This window comes from Pelotomaculum sp. PtaB.Bin117 (assembly GCF_002067195.1).
Classification (GTDB): Bacteria; Bacillota; Desulfotomaculia; order Desulfotomaculales; family Pelotomaculaceae; genus Pelotomaculum_D; species Pelotomaculum_D terephthalicicum.
Genome location: NZ_MVQM01000055.1, coordinates 25,648 through 37,575 on the forward strand (window position 1 = coordinate 25,648; position 11,928 = coordinate 37,575).

At 52.3% G+C, this 11,928-nt stretch carries 12 protein-coding genes and 2 riboswitches; of the genes, 1 reads left to right on the forward strand and 11 read right to left on the reverse strand.

Annotated features, from left to right (window positions below):
* Positions 1-5 precede the first annotated feature (5 nt).
* The 5 genes from A4E54_RS03490 to A4E54_RS03510 form a co-directional block, all read right to left on the reverse strand.
* Positions 6-1,073, reverse strand: coding sequence for a FecCD family ABC transporter permease (locus A4E54_RS03490; RefSeq protein WP_240082271.1), 1,068 nt, complete (start codon positions 1,071-1,073; stop codon positions 6-8).
* A gap of 13 nt (positions 1,074-1,086) precedes the next feature.
* Positions 1,087-2,343, reverse strand: coding sequence for a sirohydrochlorin cobaltochelatase (locus A4E54_RS03495; protein ID WP_286724403.1), 1,257 nt, complete (start codon positions 2,341-2,343; stop codon positions 1,087-1,089).
* Positions 2,344-2,458: 115 nt separating this feature from the next.
* Positions 2,459-2,725: riboswitch (cobalamin riboswitch) on the reverse strand.
* A gap of 290 nt (positions 2,726-3,015) precedes the next feature.
* Positions 3,016-3,206, reverse strand: a riboswitch (cobalamin riboswitch).
* A gap of 123 nt (positions 3,207-3,329) precedes the next feature.
* The gene (locus tag A4E54_RS03500) at positions 3,330-3,674 is read right to left on the reverse strand and encodes a hypothetical protein (protein WP_286724405.1); all 345 of its coding nucleotides are present in this window, start codon (positions 3,672-3,674) and stop codon (positions 3,330-3,332) included.
* Positions 3,675-3,703: 29 nt separating this feature from the next.
* Entirely contained in the window at positions 3,704-4,759 is a 1,056-nt protein-coding gene (gene spoIIP / locus A4E54_RS03505; protein ID WP_240082268.1) for a stage II sporulation protein P, read from the reverse strand.
* A 72-nt stretch (positions 4,760-4,831) separates the two neighbouring features.
* Positions 4,832-5,170 carry a phage holin family protein gene (locus A4E54_RS03510; protein ID WP_240082267.1) on the reverse strand — a complete coding sequence of 113 codons (339 nt, stop codon included), beginning with the start codon at positions 5,168-5,170 and terminating at the stop codon, positions 4,832-4,834.
* Positions 5,171-5,299: 129 nt separating this feature from the next.
* On the opposite strand from A4E54_RS03510, the gene rpsT reads away from it, so the two are divergent.
* Positions 5,300-5,566, forward strand: coding sequence for a 30S ribosomal protein S20 (gene rpsT, locus A4E54_RS03515; RefSeq protein ID WP_240082266.1), 267 nt, complete (start codon positions 5,300-5,302; stop codon positions 5,564-5,566).
* A 58-nt stretch (positions 5,567-5,624) separates the two neighbouring features.
* Here the strand turns inward: rpsT and holA are convergent, their stop codons facing one another.
* The 6 genes from holA to A4E54_RS03545 form a co-directional block, all read right to left on the reverse strand.
* A complete protein-coding gene (gene holA / locus A4E54_RS03520) occupies positions 5,625-6,671 on the reverse strand; it encodes a DNA polymerase III subunit delta (RefSeq protein ID WP_240082265.1) in 1,047 nt (348 codons plus the stop codon).
* The gene (locus tag A4E54_RS03525) at positions 6,671-6,985 is read right to left on the reverse strand and encodes an MTH1187 family thiamine-binding protein (RefSeq protein WP_240082264.1); all 315 of its coding nucleotides are present in this window, start codon (positions 6,983-6,985) and stop codon (positions 6,671-6,673) included. Before A4E54_RS03525 ends, holA begins: the two co-directional genes overlap by 1 nt.
* Positions 6,986-7,009: 24 nt before the next feature.
* Entirely contained in the window at positions 7,010-7,585 is a 576-nt protein-coding gene (locus A4E54_RS03530; RefSeq protein WP_240082263.1) for a DUF6657 family protein, read from the reverse strand.
* A gap of 98 nt (positions 7,586-7,683) precedes the next feature.
* Positions 7,684-7,878 carry a DUF3795 domain-containing protein gene (locus tag A4E54_RS03535; RefSeq protein ID WP_240082262.1) on the reverse strand — a complete coding sequence of 65 codons (195 nt, stop codon included), beginning with the start codon at positions 7,876-7,878 and terminating at the stop codon, positions 7,684-7,686.
* A complete protein-coding gene (locus A4E54_RS03540; protein ID WP_286724407.1) occupies positions 7,879-9,420 on the reverse strand; it encodes an HD domain-containing phosphohydrolase in 1,542 nt (513 codons plus the stop codon). It lies immediately after the preceding gene.
* A gap of 54 nt (positions 9,421-9,474) precedes the next feature.
* Positions 9,475-11,928: DNA internalization-related competence protein ComEC/Rec2 (locus A4E54_RS03545; protein ID WP_286724409.1), on the reverse strand; the 2,454-nt coding region annotated here is incomplete at its 5' end.

Here is an 11,928-nt window from a genome sequence, read left to right on the forward strand (position 1 = left end):
TCCTCCTAAAACATCTGGCTTTTTGCCCTCATTTTGAAAATATAGCAGAAAAATGGCCCACCGAGCAGGGTGGTCAGGACCCCCACCGGGATTTCCGTGGCCAGCAGGTTTCTGGCGATGGTATCCGCTCCGCTTAGCAACAGGGCCCCTCCCACCGCTGATACCGGGATCAGGATCCGGTGATCAGGCCCCACCAGCATACGCATCAGGTGAGGGACGATCAGCCCCACAAAGCCGACGATGCCGGAAACCGAAACGCAGGCTGCGGTAATCAAAGAGCAAGTGACCAGGAGGATGGTAATGACTTTGCCGTCATCGACCCCCAATTGTCTGGCCGCATTGCTCCCCAGGCTCAGGACATTGAGGTCGTCGGCGTAATAGCAGCAGATCAAAAGGCCGGCCAAGACCGGGAGCAGGCATAAAAAAACGTGATGCCAGCCCCGGGAGGCAAAGCTTCCCATCAGCCAGAAGACAATTGAGCCGACTCCTTCGCCGGCCATACTCTTCAGAAAACTGATGGCCGCAGAAAGTATGGCGCTGACAATAACCCCCGCAAGGATCAGGTTGGTGACCGCCAGGGTGCCGTTAACCAGGGCGAGCCCGTATACGGCTCCCAGAGCCAGAAGAGCCCCTGCCAGGGCAAACAGGGGCACTGTCAGCATACCCAAGCCGCCGGGCAGGAAGATGCCGAAGAATATGGCCAGAGCGGCCCCGAAAGCCGCGCCGGTGGATACGCCGAGGGTATAGGGGTCGGCCAGGGGGTTCATTAGGAGCCCCTGGAAGACTGCCCCGGCGGTGGCCAAACCGGCCCCCACCAGGACAGCAGTCAAGATCCTGGGCAGCCTGATCTCCAGTATTACCGCCCGGTGGATATCGTCCAAACCGGCAAGCGCCGTGCCGTCGGCGGTCAAAGATGAAAAAATGATTCTGGCTATCTCCCAGGGCGGTATTTTAATGACGCCCGAGCCAGTAAAGATCAGACAGCCGGCGGTCAGGAGCACAGCCAGGACAAGTAAGACAAGCAGCCTTTGCTTTTCCTTTTTTCGTTGGACCAGAATTAATTTGCTTTGCATTTGAACCTTTCATTTATTTGTTAAATATATTGATGTTGCCGTCGGCATCCCAGTTAACCGAATAGCCAAGTCGCTTGCTGAAAAAGGACAGCGGAATCATCGTCGAGCCGTTGTTGGCTGCCTGGCATTCGGCATCCAACGCGGTTTCCACGCCGTTTACCAGCGCATAGCCGCTGCCGGGCCGGAAGGACACCGTCAGGCCACTTTTTTCAGCCACTGCCGCCCCCTCGTTTTCATCCCACGAAACACTAAAGCCCATGGCTTCAAAGGTTGGTCTCATCTGGGCCATGATAAAATCACCATCGGCGCGCGGGGGCTCGCTGTAGGCAATTTTTTCACCGTTAACCCGCACTTCCGCGTCCTTCAGGCTTTTCTCATCCAATTCCGCCATAGCCGCGGCCAGGTGTTTTACGAATATATCCACGATTGCTTTGTTCTCCAGAAGCCCCTTGAGCTGGGTATCGGTTTCATATCCGAGTCTGTTCAGCTGGGATTTCCAGGAGTCCTCCTCATCGCCGTCCAGGTCGTTCAGGGCATGGTCGCCGGCAATGTTCATAAAGGGTATCAAGGTTGCTCTTTTAACTCCGGACGCCGCCAGGTCTTTCTTCACTTCCTCCAGGCTGGGATAGCCTTCCACCGTGCCTAAAAACACATTCTTATACTCGTGCCGCAAAATATCGTTAAGCTTCCCGTAAGCGGAAGCGGAAGGGTGTTCGCTGCCGTGTCCCATCAGGACCACGGCGTTCGATGCGGTATCGGCGGGAAACTGGGAAGCGATGGCCTCCGACGCATCAACATAGTCCGCGTGGTGATAGAGAAGGGGTCTGCCCAGGGACATTTTCCTGGGGCCAAATTCACCCTCCGGCGTCTGAAGCGTCAGAAAACTGTTGACGACCTCCAGGAGATCGCTATATTCCTGTCCCGGGAAAATATGGTCCGACTGCACCACAACTTTCCCGTAACCCTCCGCTCTCAACTTGGACAATGCGGTGAAGGGAGCGTCGACAATCCGTCCGCCCCGCTTGGCTATTTTATCCCTGATGAGTTTTGAGGTGTAGGCCCAACGCACTTCAACCCCGGGGAAAGCATCCTTGACAGCTTGCTCCAGGTTGTTGTATGCCGGCATTGCGGACTGGACGCCTGTCCCGAAGGTAACCAGCAGAATGGCCTTTTTTTCTTTTTCGCTCTCTCCGGCCATCGCCGGCGCCACAGACAATAATACCAGGGAAACAATGAATATACCCATGATAAGCCTTTTGATACCTTGCATAAAGTCTCTCCTCCCTAACTCTGTTTAATATTGGTAAATTATTTAAATATTAACTAGGGAGGAAATATTGATTTTGCCAGGTACAACCCCAACACCCCCTTATCCGCGTAAGGTCCAACGCTGGGGAAAACAGGCAGGTTTCCTGGCTCCGGTTCATCGCTTGCCTTACGCCTTCCCGGGCAAAACCCAGTGGCAAAAGAGGGGGGGACATTCCTTCGTGAAATCGTCGAGGAAAAAGGAATTTCCCCAAAACCGAAGGTTTGCTCCTTCATTAAGTAAGACAGCTCTCCGTTACAGTGGCGGGACCGCGCCGGATTCACACCGGCTTCCCTTTTAACTCCCGTCCATCACAGGACGGGGCACCTGTTTTCCTAACTAAAAAAAATGAACGCCTTATCTCACATCACATAAAGCTGCAACTGCCGCCATTATCAAAGCTGCTCTTGGCTGGATGAAGTTTAAGTTTGTATTTCTTAAAACTTAGTATTAAAAAATGTTTCAGGGTAAAGGATTATTGGAACCCTGGCAAGGAGGACTTAATGAGGGCAGTATATCGAAAATTCAGGTATAGGGATGTAGAAAAACCCGGCTTTTCCGTAAAAGCCGGGTTTTAAAAGGCCTCACACCTTTATATATAGCACCCTCTAAGCACAAACCTTTCCACGGAAGGCAATACTTAATTTTGCCCAGGCAGGTATCCTGACTCGTGGCTCAAAGCGCATCTCCCGCCTTCCCAGGCTATCAAAAACCAGTGGCATTTTGGGAACTGCTCCCCACTTACAGTGGCCGGACCGTCCGGGATTCACACCCGGTTCCCTTTTCATCCCCGATATACCGGGGATACCTAAACAATTATTTAATTAAAAGTATACTAACACCGTTTAACTGCTTTGTCCACCATGCTTTTGAAAAAATATTCAGCCATGAACTAAAATAACCCCTGCCAAGGGGTTACCGTTTGTTTTCATCAATATCTTCTCTTATCTTTAGCCCTTTTTCCGGACGCTTTCAAAAGGCAGGGTCTGGAACCAATGTTCTAATCCTTTTTCTATCTGAAGCACGCGTGGTATAATATCTGAGAGGAACTTGTCCCGGAATGCTGCGGCGTTATTATTAGAGGACATTAAGATTTCGCCGCATTTGTTTTCAATAAGGCGGTAATATTTATCCGGCCTTTTCACAACAAGGTTTTCCCCCATGATTTCCAAACGATAAACGTCTGCTCCCGCGTTTTCAAACCGGATAGCCTGTACCGGTACATCAGGTGCGACGATTTCGTTAAAATTGGCCAGCGTGTAAGCGCTTCCTATAGCTACTGCAGCAATTGACATTAAAACTACGCACTTATATTTTGTCCAGGTCACGATATCACCTTACTCTCTTCCATAATCACCCGGGCTACCGCATCTGCAAACAGAACCGCTGAGCGTACCGCCTCTTCCACTGAATTTTTTGACGTGCCTATTTCCACCAGCACCGCGTGAGGGTGAAGATACTGGTTATAATTGCTGGTCTTCACTCTGACACCCAGGGAAAGCCCCGGATACATCTTATTTGTTTCTGCCGAGAGCTTTGCAGCGAAGGCATAGTTCGACGACATGCGGGCGCCGGTGATGAAAAGAAGCGGCGCCACGTTCTCACCGTTAATTTTCACCAGACTTTGCTCACGCGATTTCGCGGCGTCGCGGTGAATGTCAAAAACAACCCTGGCCTCAGGGTTGGCGGCCAGCATTTCCTTTAAGGTTTTTTCCGACTCAAGATAGGAAGCGTTATAGTCGGCATCATGAATACGGTCCGAGCGCGCCACTTTAATGCCGTACTTGCTCTCCAGGGTTTCCTGCAACGCCGCGGCCACGGTCACAATTCCGCCTTGCCTGCCGTCCAGCCTTTCTGCCCGGTCAGTCATGCTGTATGTCTCTCCGGTGTGCGTGTTATAGATTATCACCAGAATTTCTCCAGGCAGCGTGGAGGTTTGAGCCGCCGGAGCATTGTCAACCGGATGAGCGCCACCTGACCTGCTTACAGCTACCGCTCCCGGCGGCGCCGACATAACCAGCACCGGCATTTGTGATTTTAAAACCGCGGCAGGACTGCTCATATCAACCCGGACAACAACACCCAGGGAATCCAGCAGCGATTGGGACAGGCTGCCGGAGCAGGAATCCTCTTCAAAACCGCTCCAGCACAGCACCGGCAGGGCGCCTTGAAGTATTTTCAACGGTTCACGCTGGTAAAAAACCGCTATGACTCCTTCCGGTATTTTATCCACGGTTTCTTTGAGCGCAGTCAAGGCTGCAGCGCCTGTTATCCGGGAAAATAATAACAGCAGCATTGACAGCAATCCGGCGAGGGCGATAAATCTGCAGACGTGATCAATGCGCGCGTAGCGGAACCGGGCGGCGTGCACCGGGTACATAAAAACCCCCCCCTCCAGGAATCGTCCATTAATTCTATGTTCCGGAGGAAGGGTTTATGAAGGTCGTCTCTGTTAACGTATGACAGTCGGTACAAAAGCATCAATAAGTCCGACAATAAATGCGGAAATCAACGCGCCGAGCAGATTCACACTGAGCAGCGTAGGAATAATAAACTGCGCCAGGTAAATTACCACTGCCGCCGTAATAAAACCGACAAGACCCCTGTTTCTGGGAGAAATACGTTCACCCAGGAGGGCTTCAGCGATGTAACCCAGTACGGCAATCACCACCGCCGCAATTAAAGCCCCGACGAACCCTCCGCTCACCACGAAGCCGGGTGAGAGCCAGCTTACTACAATTAAAACAAGTGCTGAAACGACAAACCTGATTACTAATCCGAGCCATTGCATCCTCAAATCACCCCCTATCTTATTCAATTACCTGTATTTTTGCCCGAAATTTGAAAGTATATACCAGTCGCGCTTGCATTTTTTCACCACGCATGGTAAAATTGGTCCCGTTGGGGGGTGAGGATAAACATGCCGAACATTAAATCAGCAGCAAAAAGAGCCGAAATTATCCGTTTACGGACATTACGCAACACACGGATCAAATCGGCGCTGCGCACTACTATCAGAAAGTTCGAAGGAGCCCTGGGCGCAACCAATGCTGAAGAAGCCGGCACAAAGCTTCGCAATGCCGTGAAAGCAATTGACAAAGCCGTAACAAAAGGCATTTTACATAAAAATGCAGCGTCACGCAAAAAATCACGTCTGATGAAGAAATTCAATAAACTGATGGGTTAAACGGAAAAACCACCCTATGCGGTCAAGGGTGGTTTTATTGTTCGCACCTGAAACAGGACTACAGGCAAAGTTTTAACAAATACGTCTCAATCGCCGGGTAAAACTCCTGCCGCCCGGTTTTTACCGCTGACTCCAATTCCGACAGGGATTCAAAAACGCCAATTAACAGGTTCTGCTCAAAATTGCGACATTGCGTGGCAATTTTTTTATAAACAAATGGCTGTATTTTTAGCCTTCCGTAGATTTCCCGGGCCGGACAGCCCCGCCCGGTTAAGTCGCTCACCTGCAGCAGCAGGCGGAACTGCCTGGTGATCATCGCCAGCAAGCGGAGCGGAGGTTCTTTCGCCGCCAGCAATTCTTTTATGCCTGCCAGCGCTTCCCCGCATCGCTTGCCGCCGATCGCATCGACAATGGCAAAAATATTGTCATCCACTCCGGGCGTGGACACCCGGCGCACATCCGTCAGAGTGATCACTTCGCGCCCGGCTGTGTAGTTGATTAACTTGTCCAGTTCCATTACCAGATTTTGCAGCGACGGGCCAACAGACTCCAGGAAAGCGTCTCCCGCTCCCGTTTCGAATTTTTTGCCGGCCGCGCCGGCTTTTTGCGCCAGCCAGCGGCCCAGTTCCGCCTTTTTGAGGAAATTAAAATCGATTGCCCGCCCGTTCTTTTTAATTAAACGAAATATTTTTTTGCGCTTATCCACCGGCTCACCGGTGGTAAAAACAAGGCAGGTTGAAGTCAGCGGGTTCTCCAGGTAATTCAGCAACGTCTGTTCTTTTTCCGGTACTTTCGTTTCCTCCCCCGTTTCCGCGACTGGCTCGCCGGCCCGTCTGGCCTTGAAGAAAAGAGGATTCCTGACCACCACCAGGCGCTTATCAGAAAAAAAAGGGAGCGTCTCCGCCCTTGCCGCTATATCCACCGGGTTTACCGCTTCGCCGTCAACCAGGTCATAGTTCAGGGCGGACTCGCCGCCCTGAACAAAATAGTCCTTAAAACGTGCAACAGCCTGCTCCCGCAAGTAGGTCTCTTCCCCGTAAAACAGATAAACCGGGGCAACTACTCCCCGTTCAAGGCTGTTTAAAAGCTCAATAAAATATTGCATTACTGTTGCCCCTGTCTCAGTCTGGCCTCAACCGCCGCCACTTTACCGGCCATAGTCAACTTTTTGTCCCGCCGGTCGTCAACGCGGACAGTGGTGACCACTCTTTCGACACCCTTTGTGAAAGGATGCTCGTGCATCCTCCGGACCACCTCCAAAACGCGGTCCAGTTCCCCTTCTATGACAGTACCCATGGGGTTAAGCTGATAGGTGATTCCTTCAGCGCTGTCAAGTATCGCGATACATCCCGCCACATACTCGCTCAGACTGGGCGACGGCGTGCCTACAGGGACAATGCTTACCTCCGCAACGGCCATATTTACCACCCCACTTTGCGTAATTTAATTGAACTTTCGCAATAAATCTTTCTGTTCCCCCAGCACGCTTATATACTGGTCGTTTAAACGGCTAAGCGCTTTCATCCATTCTTCCCGGAAACCCGGTTGCTTTTCCGGATCGATATTTACTTTCCCCCCGGTCATTTTACCCACAGCCGCCTTGATCTTCGCGCCATAATCATCCTTGAACCGGCTGTAAGCCTGCGCCAGGGCCTGCTCGTAATACTTAAAGAGGTGCTCCAGCCGGCCAAAAACTTCCCCCACCGCCCGTTTATCCTCTTTGATTAGCAGCAGCCCTTCCATCGCCTTCTTGTTTTTCTCCCGGGAAGATTTGTCCGCGGGCGGCAGGATGTTGTTCAAAAAGGTTTCCTGCATGCCTTCGATTATGTACTTTTTATAATTATCGGAGTGCTTGCCGATTTCAGCGAAAATATCGTAATTGATTTCCTTTAGGTAATTAGCGGCTATAGCTCTTCCCACAGGCAGGTACTCCAGCCGGTCGATTTCCGGGCGGGGCACTTCTTTCCTTTGCTGGAAACGTTCCATGGCCATTTCGTAAGCTGATTTAATCTTGTCCAAGGCAAACCCCTCCTCACCGTACAATTATTATATCTTTCTTGATTTTTCAGGTCAAACGCCGGGAAATTCAACCCGGTTACAATAAGAGCACAGAAATATTATCCAAACGGACGTAATTTTGCGCAGGGGAAGTCATCGCACTCAAAGCAAGATCTGAGCTCCCTTTCCATTAAACAGCCAAGTGTGTTGCAAAGGTAAAATTGCAGCGGGCTGTCCGGCTTTGCTTGATTAATTTCATCCGCTGTTTCATTTTCTTCGCCGGGATGGGCACCCGGCGGTTGAGTACCGTTCATCTAATCACATACCTTTTCCCAAACTCGGTGTTCTTTAAAAACATTAAACAATTCACTGTCCAGCTTGCCTTCTCTTACCATAAAACCAAGAATGCGCAGGGCCTCTTCCCATGGTATGGCTTTTTTATAAGGGCGGTCTCCCGCCGTCAGCGCGTCATAGATATCGACCAGAGACAGTATTCTCCCTTCAAGAGGGATAGTGCCGTTTTTCAGCTTGTTGGGATAACCGTTTCCGTCCAGAAACTCATGATGCATGCTCGCAAACAGGGGAACATCCTTGAGTTTTTTGATAAAAGTAATTTTTTCCAGCATTTTGCCTGTTACCTCCACATGCTGTTCCATTATGTCCCGTTCTTCGTCCGTGAGGGTACCCTTGCGGATGCACAGGCACTCCAGTTCCGCCGGGCTTAGATATGGTTTCTCCACACCCTCCGGATCAAGATATTTGCGGCCGGCGGCCTCGCGCAGCTGCTCAAGAAGCTGGTCGTCAATAAAGGTTGCCGGATTGTCACACTTGACGATCAACTCCTTTATTTCTTTGATCTTTACCAGGCGCTCCGCGCTTAGCAGGATCTCCCGCTCAGCTTCCTCCGGCATTCCTTTTTTCAACAGTTCCACTTGCCTGGCGAGACTGTTCATTTTTTCGGACTGGCTGATAAAGTCCATTCGCTGCAGCACGATATCTATCCGGCCTTCCAGGCGGGTGGCCTTATTCATGACGGACAAAGGGGTGGTGACCTTGCCGATATCATGCAGCCATCCCGCCATGGTCAATTGTTCAAGTCTCTCCGAGCTAAAATACTCTTGCGCCAGAGGTCCTTCATGAACAGCGTTAATCGCTTCCGCGGTCGCCCTCGCCAGCATGGCGACGCGCCTGGTGTGGTTCGCGTTGTACGGTGTCCTGGCGTCGATGGCCGTAGCCATTACCTGCACAAAGGAATTAAACAGGTTTTCAATATCTCTTAAAAGCTGCGCGTTGGTCAGGGCGATGGCGGCCTGGGAGGCCAGGGACTCAATCACTTTCTGGTAGTGTGCAGGGAATACTCTGACTGTGCGGTTGTCACTTTCCAGGGAATTGATCAGCTGCAGTACGCCGATGATTTCTCCCTCGTGGTCTTCCAACGGCACGACAAGCATCGACTTGGTACGGTAACCCGTGATCCGGTCATAATTGCGGGGGCCGGAAAAATCAAACCCTTCAGCGAAGTATACATCGGCTATATTCACCGTTTTGCCGGTAAGCGCCACATAGGCCGACACATTACTCTCCACGAGCGCCACCGGCGGCAGTTTGACTTCTTCCCCTGAACCGCCCAGGAAAACATTTTGAGACTCTGTCTGCACTATTTTAAAAACGAGTTGATCATTTTGCCGCAAATAAAGGGTGCCGGCGTCACTGTTCGTAATATTGCGCGCTTCAGAGACGATCATCTCCAGCAGCCGGTTGTGATCTTTTTCGGCAGTGAGGGCGATTCCCACATTCAGCAGGTTTTCAACCTGGCTAAAGACATATTCTTCACTGCCCGTTTGAGAATTCTGCATTCACTTCACCACTTTATAAATTTTTCATCAACATGATAATAGCAAACTACATTATCATTTCGCATCTTTATTTTTACCGGTCTTCACCTCAAGCCGGCGTCCGTCTGTTTCAAAGAGCACTGCCCCGTCCAGGTCGGTGCGGTAAACCCGCACCCCTTCCCGATTAAGCGTATCCAAGGTGAACTGGGCGGGGTGGCCGAAGTTATTGTGAGCGCCAACGGAAATTACCGCCGCTTCAGGATTCACCTGTTCCACCAGCGCCGGCAGCAAGGAACGGCTGCCGTGGTGGGGCATTTTTAAGACATCCGCCCGCAAGTCCGCCCCTCCTTGGATTAATTCGCTCTGCGCATCCATCTCGACATCTCCCGTAAACATGAATGACCTTTGTCTGTACGTCAGCTTAAGCACCAGTGAGCAATCGTTCATATTAGATATTGTCTTGCCCGCCGTCAATCCGGGATAAAGCACTTCCACCTCCGTCTCACGGTCCAGCTTAATCATGTCGCCAGCGCCGGCAGTCCGCACCGCGGTGCCGGCGGCGGCCATTTTTTTCAGCAAATCTATATAAGCTAAAGGTACTTCTTCACCGGTGTCATTTTTTCCTTTTTTTTTGACGGTGGTTGTTTCTTCAGCCCCCGATTCTTCCAGGCTCTTCAGGACTTCGTCCATTTGTGAAACAACCGCCATTTTTACAGGAAAATTTCTTACTACCGCGGCGGCGCCGCCGGCGTGATCTTCGTGCGGGTGAGTCAAAACCAGTACGTCCAAACGCCTGACCCCGATTTTATGCAAGTAGGGCGTTACCACTTGGTCACCGGTCCCGGTGCCGGTTTGAAATTCATCCCGCCTGCCGCCGGTGTCAATCAACATGTTATTGCCGCCCGGAGTTTGCACCAGAATGCAGTCCCCCTGTCCGACATCCAGAAAATGCACCGCCAATTCCCGCCCGCCGGCCAAGGACGTCCAAACCAAAAAGAGCGCGGCGCCAAGCGCCAGCCCTACTATTATCCATCCTTTCACCCGCTCTTTCACAGCCGGCCCGGGTCCTCCTGAATGGAGCCAGCCAATTGCCAGCAGACCACCGTACCAGACCACCGCCAGCGCCTCCGGCGGCGTGGGCAGGTAAAACACCGCGCCGGGCAGCCCTTGGAAGAAGCCGACGATCTTCAAGAACATATTGATAATGATACCGTTGCTTACATTCACCAAAACAGCCGGCGGCAGCCAGACCATGCCCAGAAACGCGGATATGACACCCAGCAGCATGATTATTCCAACCAGGGGCACCGCCACGAGGTTGGCCAGGAGCGATACCGGCGAAATCATGTTGTAATACCAGGCCACCAGCGGTATTGTCGCCAGCTGGGCGGCCAGGGGGACTGCCAGCGCCTGGGCTAAAGGACGGGCCAAACCGTCCGGAAAAACTTTGCACAGCCCGGCACAGCCGTTAGCTATAATAGGTGACAGATAGAGAATTCCCCATGTGGCGGCGAAGGAAAGCTGAAATCCCGGATGGTAAATTTGCAGCGGGTTCCAGAGAAGGATGGCCAGGGCCGCCAGCGCCATGGTGGTGGGCCAGTCCCGGTCACGGCCCAACTGGTGCGCCCAGAGCAACAAAAGGGCCATGACGGCCGCGCGCAGCACAGCCGGGTTAAACCCGGTCATCAGGACATAAAAAATTAATACCGGCGTGACCAGCGGCACCGTCAGTCCTGGGGGCAACCTCAGCAGCCGCAACAATCCTACCATTCCGCCCAGCACCAGGCCGATATGCAGCCCGGAAACACTAAGGATATGTACTATTCCAGTTTCAGTAAAAGCCTGCCTTGTTTGAGGGTCAATCAGCCCTTGAGTGCCGAAGACAATTCCGTTTAATACTGCCGCTTGAGTTGGCGCGAGCGACGCGGTGGCGGCTGAAGACAGTTTCCGTTTCAGCTGCAGGGCAGCGTTCAGCAGCGGGTTAACCGTGTTGTCGCCGGTTTTTTCCACAGATTTTTCACCCCGGGCCATCAAGACTACTCTGATGCCCTGCCGCTCCAGATACGTCCTGTAATTAAACCCACCCGGGTTGCCCGGCAAATCCGGCCTGGCCAGCAGCCCGGCTGCTTTCACCACGTCGCCGTAACCGAGGACCCGGTTTGATTCCTTGACCTGAAGCCGCACCTTCCCGGTGACCGCCCGGCTCTCCTCACCCGACGACAGCTCCCGCGCCTGCAGCAGGTAAAACACTTTATCCTCCCGCACATCCGGCTCCGCCACTATCCGCCCGGTGAGAACCACCTGCCGCCCGGAGTATTCAACCAGAAGCGTTTCACTTTCTTCAAGCGCCAGGCGGGACATGGCCAGTCCCAGGCAGAAAAAGAGAATTAAAATAACCCGGCGATTTTCCCGCCAGGCCACCGCGTAACCGGCCGCTGCCGCCAGCAGGCAAAAACCCGCCAGCGGCAATGCCAAAGAAGAGCTAATGTTTACCAGTCCGCCTGATAAAACACCTGCCATGTAACAGGC

Bases quoted from the DNA above. Each gene is read 5' to 3' on its own strand.
- A4E54_RS03490 (WP_240082271.1), bottom strand. From the start codon at position 1,073: ATGCAAAGCAAATTAATTCTGGTCCAACGAAAAAAGGAAAAGCAAAGG.
- A4E54_RS03495 (WP_286724403.1), bottom strand. From the start codon at position 2,343: ATGCAAGGTATCAAAAGGCTTATCATGGGTATATTCATTGTTTCCCTG.
- A4E54_RS03500 (WP_286724405.1), bottom strand. From the start codon at position 3,674: ATGTCAATTGCTGCAGTAGCTATAGGAAGCGCTTACACGCTGGCCAAT.
- spoIIP (WP_240082268.1), bottom strand. From the start codon at position 4,759: ATGTACCCGGTGCACGCCGCCCGGTTCCGCTACGCGCGCATTGATCAC.
- A4E54_RS03510 (WP_240082267.1), bottom strand. From the start codon at position 5,170: ATGCAATGGCTCGGATTAGTAATCAGGTTTGTCGTTTCAGCACTTGTT.
- rpsT (WP_240082266.1), top strand. From the start codon at position 5,300: ATGCCGAACATTAAATCAGCAGCAAAAAGAGCCGAAATTATCCGTTTA.
- holA (WP_240082265.1), bottom strand. From the start codon at position 6,671: ATGCAATATTTTATTGAGCTTTTAAACAGCCTTGAACGGGGAGTAGTT.
- A4E54_RS03525 (WP_240082264.1), bottom strand. From the start codon at position 6,985: ATGGCCGTTGCGGAGGTAAGCATTGTCCCTGTAGGCACGCCGTCGCCC.
- A4E54_RS03535 (WP_240082262.1), bottom strand. From the start codon at position 7,878: ATGAACGGTACTCAACCGCCGGGTGCCCATCCCGGCGAAGAAAATGAA.
- A4E54_RS03540 (WP_286724407.1), bottom strand. From the start codon at position 9,420: ATGCAGAATTCTCAAACGGGCAGTGAAGAATATGTCTTTAGCCAGGTT.